The 20313-nt window shown below is 68.6% G+C and carries 20 protein-coding genes; 14 read left to right on the forward strand and 6 right to left on the reverse strand.

Annotated elements, in window-relative coordinates; translation table 11 throughout:
• Nucleotides 1–139: 139 nt before the first annotated feature.
• Nucleotides 140–592: a hypothetical protein gene (locus OG876_RS30350; protein ID WP_328520074.1), complete on the forward strand. Its 453-nt coding sequence runs from the start codon at nt 140–142 to the stop codon at nt 590–592.
• 109 nt (nt 593–701) lie between these two features.
• On the opposite strand, the gene OG876_RS30355 is transcribed toward OG876_RS30350, so the two are convergent.
• Nucleotides 702–1349: an alpha-ketoglutarate-dependent dioxygenase AlkB gene (locus OG876_RS30355; RefSeq protein ID WP_328520075.1), complete on the reverse strand. Its 648-nt coding sequence runs from the start codon at nt 1347–1349 to the stop codon at nt 702–704.
• Nucleotides 1350–1399: 50 nt separating this feature from the next.
• On the opposite strand from OG876_RS30355, the gene OG876_RS30360 reads away from it, so the two are divergent.
• Nucleotides 1400–2305, forward strand: coding sequence for an aminoglycoside phosphotransferase family protein (locus tag OG876_RS30360; RefSeq protein WP_328520076.1), 906 nt, complete (start codon nt 1400–1402; stop codon nt 2303–2305).
• A 111-nt stretch (nt 2306–2416) separates the two neighbouring features.
• Nucleotides 2417–3838 carry an amidohydrolase gene (locus OG876_RS30365; protein WP_328520077.1) on the forward strand — a complete coding sequence of 474 codons (1422 nt, stop codon included), beginning with the start codon at nt 2417–2419 and terminating at the stop codon, nt 3836–3838.
• Here OG876_RS30365 and OG876_RS30370 read toward each other — a convergent pair.
• Complete coding sequence (locus tag OG876_RS30370; RefSeq protein WP_328520078.1) at nt 3835–4551, reverse strand: hypothetical protein; 717 nt, start codon at nt 4549–4551, stop codon at nt 3835–3837. The two genes, OG876_RS30365 and OG876_RS30370, sit on opposite strands and share 4 nt — an antisense overlap.
• A gap of 259 nt (nt 4552–4810) precedes the next feature.
• On the reverse strand, nt 4811–7684 hold the full coding sequence (locus tag OG876_RS30375) for a S8 family serine peptidase (protein WP_328520079.1): 2874 nt from the start codon (nt 7682–7684) through the stop codon (nt 4811–4813).
• Nucleotides 7685–7841: 157 nt separating this feature from the next.
• Here OG876_RS30375 and OG876_RS30380 point away from each other — a divergent pair, with 157 nt between their 5' ends.
• The 3 genes from OG876_RS30380 (at nt 7842) to OG876_RS30390 (ending at nt 10094) form a co-directional block, all read left to right on the forward strand.
• The gene (locus OG876_RS30380) at nt 7842–8186 is read left to right on the forward strand and encodes a YciI family protein (protein WP_328520080.1); all 345 of its coding nucleotides are present in this window, start codon (nt 7842–7844) and stop codon (nt 8184–8186) included.
• Between the two features lie 58 nt (nt 8187–8244).
• Nucleotides 8245–9054, forward strand: coding sequence for a dienelactone hydrolase family protein (locus tag OG876_RS30385; protein WP_328520081.1), 810 nt, complete (start codon nt 8245–8247; stop codon nt 9052–9054).
• A 257-nt stretch (nt 9055–9311) separates the two neighbouring features.
• Complete coding sequence (locus OG876_RS30390) at nt 9312–10094, forward strand: hypothetical protein (RefSeq protein ID WP_328520082.1); 783 nt, start codon at nt 9312–9314, stop codon at nt 10092–10094.
• Nucleotides 10095–10110: 16 nt separating this feature from the next.
• Here the strand turns inward: OG876_RS30390 and OG876_RS30395 are convergent, their stop codons facing one another.
• Complete coding sequence (locus OG876_RS30395) at nt 10111–10473, reverse strand: hypothetical protein (protein WP_328520083.1); 363 nt, start codon at nt 10471–10473, stop codon at nt 10111–10113.
• Between the two features lie 319 nt (nt 10474–10792).
• Here OG876_RS30395 and OG876_RS30400 point away from each other — a divergent pair, with 319 nt between their 5' ends.
• The 8 genes from OG876_RS30400 (at nt 10793) to OG876_RS30435 (ending at nt 19400) form a co-directional block, all read left to right on the forward strand.
• The gene (locus OG876_RS30400) at nt 10793–10921 is read left to right on the forward strand and encodes a hypothetical protein (RefSeq protein WP_328520084.1); all 129 of its coding nucleotides are present in this window, start codon (nt 10793–10795) and stop codon (nt 10919–10921) included.
• A 228-nt stretch (nt 10922–11149) separates the two neighbouring features.
• Nucleotides 11150–12445, forward strand: coding sequence for an ROK family transcriptional regulator (locus tag OG876_RS30405; protein ID WP_328520085.1), 1296 nt, complete (start codon nt 11150–11152; stop codon nt 12443–12445).
• Nucleotides 12442–13944 carry a sugar ABC transporter ATP-binding protein gene (locus OG876_RS30410; protein ID WP_328520086.1) on the forward strand — a complete coding sequence of 501 codons (1503 nt, stop codon included), beginning with the start codon at nt 12442–12444 and terminating at the stop codon, nt 13942–13944. Before OG876_RS30405 ends, OG876_RS30410 begins: the two co-directional genes overlap by 4 nt.
• The gene (locus tag OG876_RS30415) at nt 13944–14984 is read left to right on the forward strand and encodes an ABC transporter permease (RefSeq protein ID WP_328520087.1); all 1041 of its coding nucleotides are present in this window, start codon (nt 13944–13946) and stop codon (nt 14982–14984) included. Before OG876_RS30410 ends, OG876_RS30415 begins: the two co-directional genes overlap by 1 nt.
• 16 nt (nt 14985–15000) lie before the next feature.
• A complete protein-coding gene (locus tag OG876_RS30420; RefSeq protein WP_328520088.1) occupies nt 15001–16047 on the forward strand; it encodes a substrate-binding domain-containing protein in 1047 nt (348 codons plus the stop codon).
• Nucleotides 16048–16057: 10 nt separating this feature from the next.
• Nucleotides 16058–17221: a Gfo/Idh/MocA family protein gene (locus tag OG876_RS30425; RefSeq protein WP_328520089.1), complete on the forward strand. Its 1164-nt coding sequence runs from the start codon at nt 16058–16060 to the stop codon at nt 17219–17221.
• Entirely contained in the window at nt 17218–18378 is a 1161-nt protein-coding gene (gene xylA / locus OG876_RS30430) for a xylose isomerase (protein WP_328520090.1), read from the forward strand. Before OG876_RS30425 ends, xylA begins: the two co-directional genes overlap by 4 nt.
• A gap of 20 nt (nt 18379–18398) precedes the next feature.
• Complete coding sequence (locus OG876_RS30435) at nt 18399–19400, forward strand: sugar phosphate isomerase/epimerase family protein (protein WP_328520091.1); 1002 nt, start codon at nt 18399–18401, stop codon at nt 19398–19400.
• On the opposite strand, the gene OG876_RS30440 is transcribed toward OG876_RS30435, so the two are convergent.
• Both OG876_RS30440 and OG876_RS30445 read right to left on the reverse strand, forming a co-directional pair.
• Nucleotides 19397–19849 carry a hypothetical protein gene (locus tag OG876_RS30440; RefSeq protein WP_328520092.1) on the reverse strand — a complete coding sequence of 151 codons (453 nt, stop codon included), beginning with the start codon at nt 19847–19849 and terminating at the stop codon, nt 19397–19399. The two genes, OG876_RS30435 and OG876_RS30440, sit on opposite strands and share 4 nt — an antisense overlap.
• On the reverse strand, nt 19846–20256 hold the full coding sequence (locus OG876_RS30445) for an epoxide hydrolase N-terminal domain-containing protein (RefSeq protein WP_328520093.1): 411 nt from the start codon (nt 20254–20256) through the stop codon (nt 19846–19848). Before OG876_RS30445 ends, OG876_RS30440 begins: the two co-directional genes overlap by 4 nt.
• Nucleotides 20257–20313 lie beyond the last annotated feature (57 nt).

Genomic DNA, 20313 nt, shown 5'->3' on the forward strand with positions numbered 1-20313 from the left:
GTCTCCCTCGGCTCGGTGTACCTCGAGCCTAGGAGTGTGGCGGCCCAGCGGGCAGGTCCACTTTCACCCTCAGGTGATGGGCCACATTGGTCTGTGGACAACTCGGATCGGGGGTCGGAATCACGGCACCTTGTTAAGTATGAGCTTCCAGAACCTGGCACCGACCTGGGCCACTCAACCCCTCTCCGACCCCGCGCTCGCCACCGATGTCGTCGACCTGATGGTCAGCCTCGGCGAGCGCCGGCGCGGCACGTTCACCGCCGTGCTGTGCGATCACGACGACCGCTACATCGCCACCGTCGCCATCGACCTGCCGTCCGAGTTCGAGCACCTCGAGCCGTCCCTGCGGAGCGGTGACGTCTGCGGCTCGGCCCTGGGCCCGATCATCCCCGCCCTCCGGACCAAACCCGGCGCCGCCCTCATCCTGGCCCTGGGCCGCCCCGGCCCGGCCCTCTGGCCCGACCTGGACGCCGAATGGGCCGAAGCCGCCACCCATATCTGCACCGCCGCCGAAGTCCGCCTGCTCGGCTTCTACATAGCCTCAGCCACCCACATCTACCAACCAACCGTGCGAGCGCCGGCAGCCGCCTGATCCCCGTCGAGCCAATGTGTCCCGCTGACCCTGTGACCTCACCCCATCTCCAAGGAGCGTGATGATGACCGACATGCTGCCTGACCGGCCGCCTGCTGCGGCGAGGCCGTCAGCGCACGCCGCGGGGGCGGAACTGGATGCTGATCCGCGGACCTACCCGTCCCGACGCCTTGGGGATCGCGTGCTCCCAGGTGCGCTGACACGAGCCGCCCATCACGATCAGGTCCCCGTGTCCGAGCGGATATCGGACAGTCGACCCCACCGGCCCGGTGGATCCACCACCCGGCCGCGGCCGCAACGCGAGCACCCGCGGCTCACCGACGGACAGGATCGCGACCATCGTGTCCTCGTGGTTCCCACGTCCGATCCGGTCTCCGTGCCACGCGACGCTATCCCGGCCGTCCCGGTAGAAGCACAACCCCGCCGTCCGGAACGGCTCGCCCAGCTCCTCGGTGTAGCGCGCACTCAACGCATCCCGGGCCTCGTCCAGGATCGGCAGCGGCAGGTCCTCGTTCTCGCCGTAGAAGCAGAGCAGCCGCGGCACGTCGACCACCCGGTCGTACATCTGCCGGCGCTCCGCCTGCCACGGCACGTCCCGCGCGAGCCGCTCGTACACCTGATCCGCCCCGGTCAACCATCCCGGCAGCACATCGATCCACGCACCGCGCCCGAGCTCGGTCCGCCCGAGCCCATCCAAAGACCCCAACGCCGGATCCTCGAACGCATCCAGCAACGAGCCCTGAAGGTCAGCACCCATGCCCCCACCATACCCCGCGATTCGAACACCCGTTCCCTTAAGCTCATCTCGTGACGCCCAAGACGAATCCCGATGAGATCGATATCAGCGAGGCCCTGGTCAGCGAGCTGATCACCAGCCAGTTTCCGGACTGGGCGCACCTGCCGCTTGCGAAGGTCAGCTCGGCTGGTACTGACAACGCGATCTACCGGTTGGGCGACGCGATGGCTGTGCGCCTGCCTCGCCTCAGCAGAGCCGCCGAGACCGTGGCCAAGGAGCAACGGTGGCTGCCGCGACTGGCTCCACAGTTGCCGTTGTCCATACCGGTGCCACTCGCCGTCGGCATCCCTGGAGGGGAGTTCCCCTACCCCTGGTCGGTGTATCGGTGGTTGCCTGGCGAAGATCTGGCCGCCCGGACGGATGTTGACATCTGCGACGTGGGCGGCCGGCTTGGCGCGTTCATCGCCGCACTTCAGCGCATCGACACCGCTGCCGGGCCGGTGTCTCCACGGGCTACTCCGGTCGACGCCCGCGAGGACGACGTCGTTCGCGTCACCATCCGGCAGTTGAGCGAAGAAGGCTCGCTCGATGGAGATGCGGCGGTCGCGGTCTGGGAGTCGGCCCTGGCCGCTCCCAGCTGGAAGCGGCGGCCGGTGTGGATCCACGGCGATCTCTTTCCCTCCAACCTGCTCGCCGTGCTCGGTCGATTGGCAGCAGTCATCGACTTCGGCCTACTGGGCCTCGGCGATCCAGCGACGGACATGCTTCCGGCCTGGACCTTGTTGACTGCTCGGAGTCGCGAGTTCTTCCGTGCCGCGGCGGAAGTGGATGATGCGACCTGGGTTCGTGGCCGTGGCTGGGCGTTGAGCGCCGGGCTGGGGGCGGTGCGTGTCTATCGCAGGACCAACCCCGTCCTTGCGGCTGCCGGTCGGCATGCCATCGACCAGGCGGTGGCCGATCACCTGAACTCGACCTGACCAACCGGCGGCACGCCCGGAGTCACCGAGCCGCGGTTGTGGCGAGATCGGGCATCCAATGGCCCGACTGTCCACGAGACTGCCGTACGACGCCCACCGACTGGAGGACGGATGTCACGCGTGCTGATTCGGAACGTCGCGGTGCTGGTGGTGCCGGAGACCGGCGAGTGCCGGGTCGACGAGGCCCAGGACATTCAGGTCGACGACGGCCGGATCTCCGCCGTCACGCCAACGCGCGCGACACCCCACGAGCCGGCGGAACGGCACGAGGTCGCGGCGGCGGAGCAGTCCTCGGCGCTGGACGTGCTTGCGCCACCTGGCGGGCCTGCGGAGCCGGGGGAGGGGGAGGTGATTGACGGGGCCGGGCTGCTGGCTGTGCCTGGGTTGGTGAACTCGCATACGCACAGTCCGATGGTGATGATGCGGGGTGCGGCCGAGGATGTGTCGATCGACGACTGGTTCAACCAGCGGATCTGGCCGATGGAGGTCAATCTGACGCCGGAGCGGGTCCGCGTCGGTGCGCGGCTGGCGTGTGCGGAGATGTTGCTGGCCGGCGTCACCACGTTCGTGGACCACTACTTCCACGCCGATCAGATCGCGGCCGCCGCGGTCGAGTCCGGCATCCGCGCCGACCTCGCGCCCACGTACTTCTCCTCCGCCGGCCCCGAAGCCATCGACGCCGCCATCGCCGCCGCCCGCGACCTGCGCACCCTCGACCCCCGGATCACCGCCAGCCTCGGACCCCACGCGACGTACACAGTCTCCGACGACGACCTCCGTCGTACGGCGGACATCGCACAAGCCGAGGGATTCCGCATCCACCTGCACGCGGCTGAGACTGACGACCAAACCCGGTCCTCACTCGACAAGTACGGCGTGACGCCGATGCAGGTGCTCGAGCGGACCGGCGTACTGGAGGCCGGCGCGCTGATCGCCCACGGGTGCGGCATCCGCGAGTCCGACCTGCCCATCCTCGAGCGGTACGCCGATCGCACCACGGTGGCCAGTTGCCCGAAGGTGTACCTCAAGCTCGCGATGGGCGAGGTCACCCCGATCAAGGGTCTCCGGTCGATCGGCGTGCGGGTCGGCGTCGGCACCGACGGAGCGGCCGTGCACAACACCCTCGACGTCTGGGAGTCGCTCCGCATGGTCGCCCTCACCCAGAAGCAACGCGAACACGACGCCGAGTGGATGACCCTGTCCGACACCCTCCGCCTAGCAACCCGCGGCGGCGCCGCAGCCGCCGGTCTCGCCGATCGCATCGGCGCCCTGGAGCCAGGCCGCCAGGCCGACATCGCCCTCATCGACCTCGCCGGCCCGCACAACCAGCCGCTCCACGACCCCCGAGCAGCCCTGGTCTACTCCGTCCGGCCGTCCGACGTCGTGACAGTCCTCGTCGACGGCAGAGTTGTCGTCCGCAACCGCCAACTCACCACCATGAGCCTCACCGACGTCCTGGCCGACGCCCGGTCCCTGGCCCACACCCTCGTAGACCTCTCCCAAGGCGGCGCGGTCCAGCACTACGCGCCTTAAGGCGCGATCAGAGCCTGGAGGATGAGATCGTTGCGCGCCGTCTGACCGGCCGGGACAGAGGTGTGCACCCCTTCACGCAGGTACGTCGTGAGGTTCGACGGCTTGGCCGCAAGAGACTCGGCCCACCGCACGATCCGGAGGTTCGGGTACTTCTTCTGCGCGTCGGACAGCTGCGAGTTGATCCAGGCGCCGTTGCGCTGGTCGGCGAGCTGGATCGCTGCCGACTTGGCGACCCGGGCGATCTGGACGTTCACCCAGACGACGGTCCGCCCCGAACCGGCGATCTTCATCGTGCGGTCGACCTGGGCGGCGAAGACCGGCGGGTTGAAGATGTCGTTCGTGCCGGTCGCCATCAGGATCCGCCGCGGCAGACCGTACTTGATCGCCCAGCTCTGCAGAGCGTCGACCGCCGGCGCCGTCGGCCGTCCCGACCAGTTGTGCACGGCAATGCTCTTGCCGGTGCGGCTGATCAGCTGAGACGCCAGTGCCTTGCCGTCCTGCACGGAGATGCTGTCCCCGAACATGTACACGCCGTCGTTGTCGCGGACGTACTTGACCGTCGCCTCGGTCGAGATCGCCCGGCTGAGGATCGTCCAGTCGCCGAGCTGGCCGGATCCGTAGAGGTCGGCCGCAGTGGCGCTCTCGGCAGCCGCAACGGTCGAAACCGCCGCCACCGCCCCGGCCATCAGGACGTGCCGTCGATTCGGTCTCATAGTGCTTCCCCCAGACAGGAACTGTGAGTAAGGCCCCCGCCTCGCAGCTCGAACGTTAAAAATCATTGCCACGTTGACGATTGGTCAACGGCGGCGGCGTGAACAATACAGGCCCGGTCTGCAGCGGAGTCAAGGCAGCGAGACCGAACGGAGACCTGATCTGCAGCTTGCTGCAACTCCTGTAACGACCGATACGGTCCTGGCCGATAAACCGGCAGACCCCGGCCGGGAACGGCCGGGGTGTGCCAGGGTCGAGCTGTCAGCTCACCGTGAGGATCTTGTTCACGGTGTACGCCTGGGCGTGGTCGGCGTCCGCCGGGAACCACACGCGGTAGGCGATCTGGCCGCGGACGGCCGGCTTGATGCCGAACGCGTAAGCACCGGAGGAGCTCAGCTTCACCGAGGCGATCGACTTCCAGACCTTGTTCCCGTACTGCTGCAGGTACACCGACTGACCGGAGTGCGCCGGAGCGACGTACCCGCTGAACTTGGTCACACCGCCCAGCTTGATCGCCGTCGGCGCCAGCGTGGCCGAGATCGTCGGCGCGACCTGCGCGGTCACGTCCACGGACCGGGTCCCCATCAGGTCGCCGTTCCCGGGGAACGTCATCATGAAGACCGACGACACCGCCGGCTTGTAGGCGTACGCCACGGTCCCGGTGGAGCTGGTCTTCAAGGCCGCGAGCAGCTTGAACGTCGACGAGTTCTTCGGCCGCACGTACAGGTTGGTCGGCAACCCGGCGTACGCCTTGTTGTCGATCCGCAGCGTGCTCCCGCGCAGCGTGATGGACCCGCCGTACGGGATCAGCGTCGAGGTCGCCGAGATCGCCGTCTTCATCCCCAGCAACTGGGTGACCGCGGTCGGGCTGAACTTCCCGCTCCGGTCCTTGATCCAGGCGCCGTACGTGTAGGTCACGCCCTGCGCCAGCCCGGTGTTCTTCACCGCCGACGCCGTGCCCGCGTAGACCAGCGTGCCAGTGGTCGGCGTCGGCACCGTGCTGCCGGCGTTGCGCCGCACGATCACCTGGTCGAAGTCGGACAGGGCCGGGATCTGCCACGACAGGTTCGCCGCGAGGTACGCGCCGGCGGCGTCGAACGTCAGCTTCGGCGGCGCCAGGTCGGCCGTCGAGAACACACTGGTGAACGGAGCGACCAAATTGCCGCTCGTCTCCTTCACACCGTCGAGGACGACGATCCGGTACGTCGTGTTGTCCAGCAGCGGCGTGGCCGGGTTGATCACGACCTGCCGGGTCGCGGCGTCGTACGGCGTGAGCGTGGTCGGCACGGTCGCACCGGTCGTGCCGTTGACAAACCGCACCGTGTCCGAGGTCACGGTGGACGCGACCACGTCACGCGCGAACGTCACCGACGGCTTCGTGGCCACGGACTGCCCGAACGACAGGTCGTAGGGCATCACGTCCCGGACGGGGTAGCTGTTCCCGTTCGTCGCCCCGCCGTTGCCCTCCTCGGTGATGGACAGGCTGTACTGCCGGGTGTCCCGCGAACCGTTGTCGTTGCGCACGGCAATGAACGTGCTGCCGGCCGGCGCGCTGACGTCGACGGATGCGGTCAGCGGACCCCAGTTCGGCTGCTGCGTCACCGGGTCGATGTCCGGGAAGGGCGTGACCGCGGCGCCGAGTGGCTCGAGGTTGGCGTCGTACACCGCGACCCGAGGGCCGAAGTTGACCGAGTACTTGGCGTCGTTGAACTCCGGACCGGTCACCGACACCCGGATGTTCCGGGCGGCGTCCGAGGTCACCTCGAACCAGTCGACGTCACCCTCGACGCCGATGGTGGTGCTGATGTCGGTCGAGACCGGGATCGCTCGCTCCGGCTGGTCGTTGCCGTCCGCCTGAGCCACCGGGAAGTCGGTCGTCCGCGCACCGCCGAGTGCGGCGTACGCGTCCAGGATCCCGGCTCCGTAGTAGGGGTCGATCCCGCGCGGGCCGGCGTCACGGGCCAGCGCCTTGAGCCGGGACTCGACCTGGGTGCCGGTGAACGCCGGCCACTTGTTCTTCACCAGCGCGGCAACCCCCGCGACGATGGGGGCCGAGCACGAGGTGCCGGTGCAGTACCAGTAGGGCTCGTACCCGGACGGGGTGAGCGCGCGAGAACCTGTGGTGAGGATGTCCCAACCCGGTGCGGCGAGGTCGACCCAGTTGCCGTAGGAACTGAAGTCCGTCAGCGCGCCGGCGGCGTCGGTCGCGCCGACGGCGATGACGCCGGAGTACGCGGCCGGGTACTGGACGACGTCGGAGCCGTCGTTCCCGGCGGCCGCGACCACGACGACGCCGCGCGCGATCGCGTTGGCCACGGACGTCGCCAGCACCGCACTGCTGCCCGGGCCGCCCAGCGACATGTTGATCACCTTGGCGCCGTGCCCGACCGCCCAGTCGATGCCCTCGGCGACGTCGGCGTCGTACCCCTCGCCGTTCGCGTCCAGCACCTTGACCGGCATCGCCTTGACGTTCCAGCCGACCCCGGCGACGCCGGCGCCGTTGTTCGCGGCGGCGGCGATGATGCCGAGCGTCATGGTGCCGTGGCCGTTGTCGTCGACCGGGTTCGGCCGGGTCGTCGACACCGCGTTGTAGCCCGGCACCAGGTGACCGACAAGGTCGGGGTGACCGGCGTCGACGCCGGTGTCGAGGACGGCGACGATCTGGTCGCCGGTCGACTTGGACAGGTCCCAGGCCTGCGGCATCCGCACCGTGTTCAGGTAGGCCTTCTGGTCGGTGCCGTAGTACAAGTCGTTCGGTACGGCGGCGATCCGGCGCTTGTAGTTCAGCGAGGCGACTTCGACGGCGGGGTCGGCCTGGACCTTCTTCAGCAGATCCGGAGCCGGGATGTCGCCCTTGAGCTTGACGATGTCCGAGGAGACGGAGTCCTCGGTGGTCGTGCGGAACTTCGAGACGGCGGCCTTGCGGGCCGAGGTCGTGGTCTTCTTCTTGAACTTCACCACCACTGCGTTCGGCTCGAACTCGGCCTTGGCGGTCTGGTGGGTGGCGGGGAAGGAGGGCCGGTACGGGCCCGGCTGGGCCGCGGAGCCGGAGGAGCTGGTCAGGACGACCAGTCCTCCCGCGACCAGGGCGGCGGGTAGGCCCAGGCGTAGCCAGTGGGAAGGGCGGAAGGACAAGGGGACCCCCCCAAGGGTCTCAGAGTGATAGTCGCCCGGAGTATGTCAGAGGTCTGGTCCGCTCTGCCTGCCGGACCGGATGTCAAAAGCTGCAATCGTGCGACGACGTCCCGGCTGAGTGCCGACGGACGGCGCTGGACACTACGAAAGGTGATCGATGAAGTACATGTTGCTGATCCGGCCGGATGACGACTACACCGACGGTGTGCCGGAGGACATGGTCCGGAGGACCGAGGCCTGGGTGGCCGAGGTGACGGCTCGCGGCATCCGCCTCGAGGGCGCCGCCCTCCGGCCGCCGGCCGAGTCGACCGGCGTACGACGCCGTGCGGGCAAGGTGGTGACCACCGACGGCCCGTTCGCCGAGTCCAAGGAGCAGATGGGCGGCTTCGACCTGATCGACTGCCGGGACCTGGACGAGGCGATCGAGATCGCCTCCAAGCACCCGGTCGCCGAGTTCGGCATGGTCGAGATCCGCGCGATCGTCGAGGACCTCCGGGAGTGAGGACCGGCGCTGCCCCGACAACAGGTTGTTGCCGGCTGCGCACTCTAAGCTTGCGCTCATGACTGCCGCACCGAGCTCCGACCTGGCCGGCTGGCGGCGGACGCCGTTCACCGGCGCCGGGCTGACGTACGACTGCTTCGAGAAGGGCGCGGGCGTGGGAGTCGTGCTGATCCCGGAGATCCCCGGCCTGACGCCCGAGGTGATGGGTCTCGGCGAGCACCTGGTCGCCGAGGGATTCACCGTGGTGATCCCGTCGCCCTTCGGTACGCCGGGACGCCCCGAGACCATGGGATACGCGCTGGGCATGGTGGCTCGCCTGTGTGTCTCCAAGGAGTTCCGGTGCTTCGCGGCCAACGCCGAGCGTCCGATCACGAAGTACCTGGGAGCCGTCGCCAACGACCTGGCCGCGCGTACGCCGGGACGCGGGGTCGGCGTGATCGGGATGTGCTTCACCGGTGGGTTCGCGCTCGCCACGGCGGTCGAGGACGCGGTCAAGGCGCCGGTGCTGAGCCAGCCGTCGACGCCGTTCCCGGTGTCGGCGCGGCTGCGGCGCGATCCGGGTTTGTCCCAGGCCGAGCTCGAGATCGTCAAGGAGCGGACCCGCGCCGACGGGCTGTGCGTGCTCGGCCTGCGGTTCAGCCACGACCGGATGTCGCCGTCCGAGCGCTTCACCACTTTGCGGGCGCAACTGGGTGACGCGTTCGAGGTGATCGAGCTCGACTCCGCGCCGGGCAATGCGGACGGGTACGGCCGGAGCGCTCACGCAGTGCTCACCCGGGACCTGCGGGAGAACCCGCCGAACACGGCCTTTCACGCCCGCGCCCGGATGGTCGAATTCCTCCGGCAGCACCTCACTGCTACCGGCTGACGGTCGCCGGTGACTGTCAGTGCGGAAATGTTAAAGCAACGTTGAGGAATGCAGAGCGTGTGATTCAGCGGACGCTGCGTGGGGGAGGCTGGCTATATCTGGGGTGAATTGTTGCGGAGTGCAAGGGCGGGGGCGCAGTGGGTGACGCGCGGTCATTTCCTCTGGTCTCAAGCGCCGCAGGCATGGCACGATCGGCCACCGGAGGCACTTCAGGGGGCGCGCATGGCGATGGCCAGGCACTTGATGAGTGAGGCTGCATGAACGGGCGGACAGCGCAGGAGAGCCGAGTCCCGGTGAACGGGACCGCGGCCGCGAACGGGACCAATGGTCACGGTCCGCAACCGGAAGCACGGCTCGGACAAGCCCCGGCGGACGACCCGGCCGGCGCCGGCTGGCAGGCCGACCAGCAGATTGCCGAGATTCCGGTGGGCCAAGGCGATGCAAAGGCCCAGGACTCGGGCGAGAAGCAGGCCCAGGACCCAAGCCGGAAGGATGCACCGCGCAGCGACTGGACCAAGGAGGTCCGCGACCGCCCGAGGGTGCCGAACGGTACGACGCTCGGCCAGTTCAACACGCCCGTCCGGGTCGACGAGATCGCCGTCGCCGCGATGGCCCTTTCCGAGAACCTGCAGGCCGCGACCCTTGGCATGCCCGAGACCGTCGAGCTGCGGCGGTTCCGCCGCGACCTCGACCAGGCCGCGAGCACCTTCCGGACGATCGCGAGCGAGCTGGAGGTCACCGCCGGTCAGCTGGTCCGCCTGGCGGCGAACGAAGGCCAGGCCTGCGGTGTCGGCTGGGGTGTCTGTCCTAAGCACGGCCTCACCCTGATGAACGTCGGTGAGACCGTCACATGCCACATCCTCGGCTGCGAGCACACGAACGAGGGCGCTGTCGAGCGCTGTCAGCACCCCGTCGCATACCGGGTGGTCGACGCGGCCGGCCCGGCGCTCCTCACCTGCGCCGGCCACGCGATCGCCTGCCGCCTCTACTTGGAGAACCCGGTCATCTCCGCCGCCGCGGACAGTATGGAGCTGTTCTAGGAGATCCGGCAGGACGTCAGCTGGTCGTTCGCGTTCGGCGAGAGCGCGATGAAGTTCGGCGTGTCCGAGGTCCTGGTCCACGCCGCGTGTAGTTGCCCTTGGCAAGCGCCACGCCGGACGCGCCGCCGTAGTCGACGTGCTCGTAGAAGATCACGCCACCCGTGCCCTGGCTCGGCATCGGGACCGTTGGCCGGACCGACGTCACCGGTGCCTGCCCCTTGAACATCCGACCGCCATCGTTGGTCAACCGCAGGTAGTAGTCGGCGGAGCACGCCGTACCGTCCTCGTCCAGCGCGCGGATCCCTGAGCCGGCCGGCACCCACGCGCTGGTCTCGGCGGTCTTCGCGATCTGGTTGCCCTCGTTGTACTCGTCGAACATCGAGATGTAGAGACCCTGCGCCGGCGATGTCGCTGATCCGTCCGACCATCCACGGCGACAGCATGTTGAAGGCGTGACACACGTCCAGGTAGCCCGGCCGCGAGTCCTCGTTCCCCGGCAGCCAATGCGTCGGCACGCCGCCGATGACATAGCAGCCCTGGCCCTTGAGCCAGTTGACGACGTCCAGGCAGACCGAGGCCGGCCACGCCTTGTTCGCCTCGTCGAAGCCGAAGCCCCAGATGCACACCCCACTCTCGCAGCCATCGCATCCCGTGTCGGCCCTTCACCACCGGTCGGGTTGAACCGCTGCAGAGCGGCCGTGTCACAGCCGTTCTGCTGCATCCACTGGAAATGCGTGTTCACCGTCTGCTGGTCGTACGACGAGAACAGCCGAGCGGGCTGTCCGTTGCCGGGGTTCGAGTACGCCGTCTGGTACGTCGAGCTGTAGTCGCGGACGTCCGGCCAGCTCACGATCGCCGTGTTGGTCGGCGACGGCGGCTGACCCCAGTTGTTGCTCCAGTGCCACCACCCGTTGATCGGCGCACCGTCTCCTGTGGGGGCGGAAGGAAATCTTGAACAGACTCTTGCAAGAAAGCGATCATCGCAACCCCTTGACGCCATTCCCGCCCGAACTTAGTTTGTTGGGTCAACAGACAAAGTCGGGGAGGGGTGGCAGATGACGCTGACCGACGGTCGTCGCCCGGGGAACCGGGGGGTCGCTGCCGATCACGTCTCGCTCCGCCGCAACAACCTGTCCGTGGTGCTGCGGCACGTTCGCGACATCGGCCCGCGATCGCGCGCCCGGATCGCCGCCGACACCGGACTGAACAAGGCGACAGTCAGCAGCCTGGTCGCCGAGCTCGTCGAGCGCGGCCTGCTCCGCGAAGGCCCGGCCGACTCCACTCGCGCCCTCGGCCGCCCCGGCCAGCTCGTCGAGCTCGACGGCACCGGCGTCTGCGGCGTCGGCGCCGAGATCAACGTCGACTATCTCGCCGTTGCCGCGCTCGACCTGGCCGGCAACGTCGTCCTCGAGAAGCGGGTCCCGCTCGACGTCGCCCACCTGGACCCGGGTACGACGCTCGACCGGTTCGCTGGCCTGGTCAGTGAGGCGGTCGCGGCCGTGGATGCACGCGGTGGACAGCTTGCCGGTGTGACGCTCGCCGTGCCCGGTCTGGTCGAAGGCGAGACCGGTGACCTGAAGCTCGCTCCGAACCTGGGCTGGGGTGAGCTCTCGGTCGCTCAGGAGATGCGCGCCCGGCTGGGTGAGCCGACGTACCCGTTGCACGTGGACAACGAGGCGAATCTGGCTGCCCTGGCGGCCTATGCAGAGCTGCGGCGGACCGAAGACGGGACGGACGGCACCGGTGGCCCGGTGCAGGACCTCGTCCTGCTGACCGGGGCAGTTGGCGTCGGCGGCGGCGTGGTCGCCGGTGGGCATCTGCTCCGCGGTGGGCGCGGGTACAGCGGCGAGGTCGGGCACATGCCGGTCGCCCCGCCCGGCCGGACCTGTGGCTGCGGCCGGACCGGTTGCTGGGAGACGGTCGTCGGGCTGACCGCACTGTTGCACAAGGCAACGGACAGGGACGATCCGGTCCGGGATCCGTCGCTGGACGTGGAGCAACGGCTGGCCGGGATCACCCGGCGGGCCGAAGCGGGGGACGCGCGGACGCTGTCCGCGCTGAAGGACGTCGGCATCTGGCTGGGGATTGGGGGAGCGATCCTGGTGAACATCCTGAACCCGGACGTGCTCGTGCTCGGCGGCTACTTCGCGGTCCTCGGGCCGTGGCTGAAAGAGCCACTGGAGAAGGCGATCCGCGACCGCGTGATCGCCCCGGACGGCGGCGGCTGCCGGGTGATCCGGTCCGATCTCGGCTTCGCCGCCGCGGTGCGCGGTGGCGCGCAGATCTCGCTCGACCAGGTCTTCGTCGATCCGACCGTGATCGGCCGGACGGAAGCGGGAGTAGCGCAATGACCGAGTTGCTGGCGATGACCGGCATCGTCAAGGAGTTCCCGGGCGTACGCGCGCTCGACGGCGTCGACCTCGATGTCCGGGCCGGCGAGGTGCACTGCCTGCTCGGCCAGAACGGCGCCGGCAAGTCCACGTTGATCCGCGTGCTGACCGGTGCGCACCAGCCCGACGCCGGCACGATCCACATCAACGGTGAAGAGGTCCAGCTCAACAGCCCGACCGCGGCGATCGACCGCGGGATCGCGGCGATCTACCAGGAGCTCGACCTCGTCCCGGACCTGACCGTTGCCGAGAACATCTTCCTGGGCCACGAGCCGGCCCGCTACGGCTTCAGCCGCCGGCACGAGGCGACGACCCGGGCCCGCGAGATCCTGCAGGGCCTCGGCCACGGCGAGATCCCGGTCCACCGGGCGGTCGGTTCGTTGCCGGCGGCCGGCCAGCAGGTCGTGAGCATGGCCCGGGCGCTGTCGCGGGACGCCCACCTGATCGTGATGGACGAGCCGTCCGCGGTCCTCGATCCCGAAGAGGTCGGCAACCTGTTCCGGGTCATCCGCGGCCTCACCACGCGCGGCGTGGCCGTCGTCTACATCTCGCATCGCCTCGAGGAGATTCGCCAGATCGGCGACCGCGTCACCGTGCTGAAGGACGGCGCCACCGTCGCCACCGGCCTGGACGCCCGCGAGACGCCGACCAAGGAACTCATCCGGCTGATGACCGGCCGCTCGATCGAGTACGTCTTCCCACCCCGTCAAGAGCTTCTCAGTACGGCGCCCGTCGTACTGGAGGTGGACGACCTGACCAGGCCGGGTGAGTTCGCCGGGATCGGGTTCACCGTTCGTGCGGGCGAGATCCTCGGCCTGGCCGGACTCGTGGGCTCCGGGCGTTCCGAAGTACTCGAGACCGTGTACGGCGCGCGCCGGGCCGCGAGCGGATCGGTCACGGTGAACGGCGTGGAGTTGCGGCCCGGCCGGGTGCAGGCCGCAGTGAAGGCCGGAATCGGGCTGGCACCGGAAGAACGGAAGAGCCAGGCCCTGCTGCTGGACGAGGCTGTGTACAAGAACATCACGGCCTCCACCCTGCAGCGGTTCGCCCGCGGTGGATTCCTGAACAGGGGAGCCGAGCGGGAGGCCGCCGCCGAGCTCACCAGGGCGCTGGATGTCCGCCCGGCGGGCGTGGATCAGCCGGTGCGCAACCTGTCCGGTGGCAATCAGCAGAAGGTCGTGCTGGCCCGCTGGCTGCTGCGGGACTGCCGCGTGCTGCTGCTCGACGAGCCGACGCGTGGCGTCGACGTCGGCGCGCGGTCGGAGATCTACGCGTTGATCCGCAAGCTGGCCGCCAACGGGGTCGCGATCGTGCTGGTCTCCAGCGAGGTCGAGGAAGTGCTCGGTCTGGCCGACCGGGTCGTCGTACTGCGGGAGGGGCGTGCCGTCCATACCGGGCCCGCGCAAGACATCGACGAACACCAGGTGCTCGACCTGGTGATGGAAGGAAGTGCCGTGTAGTGAGTGAGGACATTGCACGACCCCCTGAGGGGACCGCGTCGACGCAGGCGACCGTCACTCCGCCGGCCGCGCAGCGGTCGACGAGTCTGCTGAGAACCGGCATGGGGCGCAACGTCGGACTGGTGGTGGCGTTGGTCCTGCTGTGCATCGTAGGGATCGTCACCGCTGGGGACACGTTCGCCACCGGTGCCAACGTGCTGACGATCCTGCGGCTGGCCGCGGTGATCGGCGTGGTCAGCGTCGGCATGACGTTCGTGATCACCGGTGGCGGCATCGACCTGTCCGTCGGCGCGATGGTCGCGCTGTCCTCGGTCTGGGCGACGACCGTGGCCACCCAGCAACTGGCCGCGGACTACCACTGGATCGTCATGGTCAGCACGGCGCTGGCTGTCGGCGGCGCGTGTGGTCTGGTGAACGGACTGTTGGTTGCCTACGGCAAGGTGGTGCCGTTCATCGCGACGCTGGCGATGCTGGCGGCGGCCCGCGGTCTGGCCGAGATCATCTCGGACCGGCGGACGCAGATCATCACGGTGAACTCGTTCGTCGACTTCTTCGGCGGCTCGCTGCTCGGCGTACCGGTGCTGGTCTGGATCTTCCTGCTGGTCGCAGCGGCCGGCTGGGTCCTGCTGAACCGGACCACCTTCGGCCGCCGTACGTTCGCCGTCGGCGGCAACGCCGAGGCCGCGCGGCTGGCCGGTATCAAGGTCCAACGCCACACGGTCGCCCTCTACGTCCTGGGCGGCCTCTGCTGCGGGATCGCCGCGGTCATGCTGATGGCGCGGACGACGACCGGCAGCTCGACCCATGGTCAGTTGTACGAACTGGACGCGATCGCGGCCGTCGTGATCGGCGGCACGCTGTTGTCCGGTGGCCGCGGGACGATCGTCGGCACGGTGTTCGGCGTACTGATCTTCACCACCCTGAACAACGTCTTCACCCTCAACAACCTCAGCATCTCCGCCCAGTCGGTGGCGAAGGGCCTGATCATCGTGATCGCCGTCCTTCTCCAGCAGCGCTTGGCGCGCAGCAGCAGCTCATAGCAGAAGGAGGACAAGGATGTCCGCACGTTCCCGAACACTGATCGGCTCAGCCATTGCCGGTCTGGGCGTCATCGTACTGGCCGCCTGTACCAGCAACACCCCTGAGGCCGACAAGACCGAGCCCGCCGCCACCCAGGCGGCGGCCCAGGGCAAGAACGACGAACCCGGCAAGAAACTCCGGATCGGCTTCTCCGCGCCGGCCGCCGACCACGGCTGGATGGGTTCGATCACCAAGGCGACCCAGGCGGAGGCGAAGAAGTACTCCGACGTCGAGCTGCTCGTCGCCGAGGGCACGAACGACGTGAACCTGCAGATCAGCCAGGTGGAGACGTTCATCAACCAGAAGGTGGACGCGATCGTGCTGCTGCCCTTCGACGGCGCGGCGCTCACCCCGGTCGCGATCAAGGCGATGGAGGCCGGTATTACGGTGGTGAACGTGGACCGCGAGTTCGACAGCCCGTTCGCCGCCCGTACGACGGTGCTCGGCGACAACCACGGAATGGGTGTGTCGGCCGGCACGTACATCTGCCAGCAGCTGAAGGACAAGAAGGACGCGGTGGTCGCGGAGATCGCCGGGATCGACTCGCTGCCGTTGACTCAGGACCGCAGCCGGGGATTCAAGGAAGCACTGGCCGACTGCGGCCTGAAGGTCAGCAACCGGGTCGCCGCCGAGTTCACCGTCGAGTCCGGTGAGAAGGCCGCGGCGAACCTGCTGCAGGCGGCGCCGAAGATCGACGCGATCTGGAACCACGACGACGACCAGGGTGTCGGCGTGATGGCCGCGATCAAGAACTCCGGCCGCAAGGAGTTCTTCGTGGTCGGCGGGGCAGGCTCGGCGAACGTGATGCGAGACATCAAGTCCGGCAACTCGCTGCTGAAGGCCACCGTCATCTACCCGTCCACGCAGGGCGCGGACGGCATCCGGCTGGCCCGGTTGCTGGTGCAGAAGAAGGCCCTCGGCGACCTGGTGGAGGTCGAGGTGCCGCGCACCGTCCAGCTGTACGCGCCGGTGGTGACCAAGGACAACGTGGACCAGTACCTGCCCACCGCATTCGAGAGCTAAGAGGAGAGCAATGACGAACCTGGGCATCGGCCTGATCGGCTACGCGTTCATGGGCGCGGCCCACTCGCAGGCCTGGCGGAGCGCGCCGCGCTTCTTCGACCTGCCGCTGGACCCCGCGATGAACGTGCTCTGCGGCCGCAACGCCGAGGCCGTCCAGGCGGCCGCGACGAAGCTCGGCTGGAAGGAGAGCGAGACCGACTGGCGCAAGCTGCTCGGCCGCGACGACATCCAGCTGATCGACGTGTGCACGCCGGGCGACAGTCACGCCGAGATCGCGATCGCCGCGCTGGAGGCGGGCAAGCACGTCCTGTGCGAGAAGCCGCTGGCCAACACGGTCGAGGAGGCCGAGGCGATGACCGCCGCGGCCACTGCCGCAGCGGCTCGTGGGATCAGGTCGATGGTCGGGTTCACCTACCGCCGGGTGCCGGCGATCGGGCTGGCTCGCCAGCTCGTCGCCGAGGGCAAGCTCGGCACCATCCGGCACGTCCGGGCGCAGTACCTGCAGGACTGGATCGCCGACCCGGAGGCGCCGCTGTCGTGGCGGCTGGACAAGGAGAAGGCGGGCTCGGGCGCGCTCGGCGACATCGGCGCGCACATCATCGACATGACGCAGTACATCACCGGAGACACCATCGGTGAGGTGAGCGCCCGGCTCGAGACGTTCGTCAAGGAGCGCCCGGTCGCCGCCGAGCACTCCGGCCTGGCCGGTACAGCGGGCACCGAACGCGGACCGGTCACGGTCGACGACGCGGCCGTGTTCCTGGCCACCTTCCGCTCCGGCGCGCTGGGCGTCTTCGAGGCGACGCGCTTCGCCACCGGCCGCAAGAACGCGATCCGGATCGAGATCAACGGCAGCCTGGGCAGCCTCGCGTTCGACTTCGAGGACATGAACCTCCTGCACTTCTACGACGCCACCGAGGACCCGAGGACGGCCGGCTTCCGCCGCATCCTCGCCACCGAACCCGCCCACCCGTACGTCGCCGCCTGGTGGCCGCCCGGCCACCTGCTCGGTTACGAACACGGGTTCACCCATCAGGTCGTCGACCTGGTCACCGCGATCGCCGAAGGAGCCGATCCGGCACCGTCGTTCGCCGACGGGCTGCAGGTCCAGCGTGTGCTGGCCGCGGTCGAAACCAGTTCCACGACACGACAATGGCAGGAGATTCCCGAATGAACAGCTACACCCCGACCAAGGACGACAAGTTCTCCTTCGGTCTGTGGACCGTCGGCTGGCAAGGCGTCGACGTCTTCGGTACGGCGGTCCGTCCTCCGATGGACCCGGTCCACGCGGTGGAGAAGCTCGCGGAACTGGGGGCGGCCGCGGTCACGTTCCACGACGACGACGTCGTACCCGACGACGCCACTCGCGGGCAGGTGCTCGAGCGGTTCACCAAGGCGCTGGCCGACACCGGCCTGGGCGTCGAGATGATGACCACGAACCTGTTCAGCCACCCCGTCTTCAAGGACGGCGGCCTGACCGCGAACGATCGCCAGGTCCGGCGGTACGCCCTGGCGAAGGTGCTCCGCAACGTGGACCTCGCGGCCGAGCTGGGGGCGTCGACGTACGTGCTCTGGGGTGGGCGTGAGGGCGCCGAGTCCGGCGGTTCGAAGGACGTACGGGCCGCGCTCGATCGGTACAAGGAGTCGATGGATCTGCTCTGCGCCTACGTGCGGGAGCAGGGCTACAACATCCGCTTCGCGATCGAGCCGAAGCCGAACGAGCCGCGCGGTGACATCCTGCTGCCGTCGATCGGTCACGCGATCGCCTTCATCAACGATCTGGCGGATCCCGAGCTGGTCGGCATCAACCCCGAGGTCGGGCACGAGCAGATGGCCTCGCTGAACTACGCGCACGGCATCGCGCAGGCGTTGTGGCACGGGAAGCTGTACCACATCGACCTGAACGGGCAGCACGGTCCGCGGTTCGACCAGGACCTGCGGTTCGGGGCCGGGAACCTGCGGGAGGCCTTCTGGACGGTCGACGTACTGCAGGGATCCGGAAGCTACCCGGCGTACGACGGGCACGTCCACTTCGACTACAAGCCGCCGCGCACCGAGGACGAGGAAGGCGTCTGGGAGACCGCGAAGGCTTGCATGCGGAACTACCTGATCCTTCGCGACAAGGTCCAGGCGTTCCGGGCCGACCCCGAGGTCGCGGAGGCGTCGGCCGCCGCACGTGTCGCGGAGTTGTCCGAGCCGACCCTGGCCGAGGGTGAGAGCCTGGCCGACATTCGCAACGCGACGTACGACCGGGAAGCGCTGGCCGAGCGCGGTCTCGGGTTCGAGAAGCTGGACCAGTTGGCGATGGAGCACCTGCTGGGTGTCCGATAGGCGAGGAGGCTGCAGACCACATGGCTCGACCGATCACGTTGTTCACCGGCCAGTGGGCCGACCTGCCGTTCGAGGAGGTGGCCCGGCTGGCGTCCTCCTGGGGATATGAAGGACTGGAGATCGCCTGCTGGGGTGACCATCTCGACGTACGGCGTGCCGCCGAGGACCAGGCGTACGTGCGCGACCGCCTCGACATCCTCGAGAAGCACAACCTGAAGGTCTGGACGATCTCGAACCACCTGCTCGGGCAGGCGGTCTGCGACGACCCGATCGACCAGCGGCACCAGGCGATCCTGCCCGCACACATCTGGGGCAACGGCGAACCGGAAGGCGTCCGGCAGCGCGCCGCCGAGGAGATGAAGACGACGGCCCGCGCCGCCCGCGCGCTCGGGGTGGACGTGGTCGTCGGCTTCACCGGTTCGTCGATCTGGAAGACGGTCGCGATGTTCCCGCCGGTGCCGCCGGCCATGATCGAGGCCGGGTACCAGGATTTCGCCGACCGTTGGAACCCGATCCTCGACGTCTTCGACGAGGTCGGAGTTCGGTTCGCGCACGAGGTGCATCCGTCGGAGATCGCGTACGACTACTGGTCGACGACGGCGACGCTGGACGCGATCGGTCACCGGCCGGCGTTCGGGCTGAACTGGGACCCGTCGCACTTCGTCTGGCAGGACCTCGACCCGGTCGGCTTCCTGTGGGACTTCAAGGACCGGATCTACCACGTCGACTGCAAGGACGCGAAGCGCCAGGTCGGCAACGGGCGCAACGGCCGGATGGGTTCGCACCTCGCCTGGGGCGACCCGCGCCGCGGCTGGGACTTCGTGTCCACCGGCCACGGCGACGTCCCGTGGGAGGCCTGCTTCCGGATGCTCAACACCATCGGGTACGCCGGCCCGATCTCAGTGGAATGGGAGGACGCCGGGATGGACCGCCTGGTCGGCGCCGCCGAAGCCGTCCAGTTCGTCCGCTCGCTCGCCTTCGACCCACCCACCGCCTCCTTCGACGCGGCCTTCTCGTCCTAGAGCTTGCCGAAGAAGTCCTGGAGGTCCCCGATCACAAGGTCGGGGGCTTCCAGGGCGGCGAAGTGACCGCCGCGGTCGAACTCGTGGTGATGGACGACGTTCAGTTCGCGCTCGGCCAGCTTGCGGACAGTGGAGTCACCGGGGAAGACCGCGAGACCTGTTGGCACCGGGCAGTACTCGACCTCGGCGGTCCACGAGTCCTGCGCCTCGCGGTAGATCCGGCCGGACGATCCGGCGGTGCCCGTCAGCCAGGTCAGCGTGACCGGGTCGAGGATCTGGTCGTTGCCTATGGCACCGGGCCGGTGGCCGTAGTCGTCGTACCACTCGAGGTTCCAGGCGAGCTGGCCGACGGGGGAGTCGACCAGCGCGTAGGCCAGGGTCTGTGGGCGCGTGCCTTGGATGGCGGCGTACCCGGAGCGCTCGGATTGCCAGCGGTCGAGCCCGCTCAAGCGCGCCCGCCCGTCGGGCCGGAGAAGCCGAAGCCGGGCATCGTCGGGATGACGAGATCGAAGTCCTGGGTGAGCGGCTCGATCAGGTCGAGGAAGTCGCTGCCCGCGCCGGGCCAGCCGTGCATCAGGAGTAGCGGGACACCGCCCGACTTCGTGTGGATGAAGTGCACCCGCTGCCCGTCGATCTCGGTGACGTATTGCGGGTGGGCGTTGAGCTTGTCCTCGAACCGTCTCCAGTCGTACGACGTCCGCCAGACGTCCACCAGCTTTCGCAGTCGTCCGAGCTCGACGCCGTACGACCATTCCACCCCGGGGAGCTGATCCGGCCATCTTGTCTCGTCGAGTCGCCGCTGCAACTCGTCAAGTTCGCTCTGCGGAACCTCTGCCCGGAACTCTTCGAACGCCATGCCACGGACACTATGGGCAGTAGCGGACAGTGGATGACCTCCGGGGCTACGCTCGGT

The sequence above is a fragment of the Kribbella sp. NBC_00359 genome, assembly GCF_036097425.1.
Classification (GTDB): Bacteria; Actinomycetota; Actinomycetes; order Propionibacteriales; family Kribbellaceae; genus Kribbella.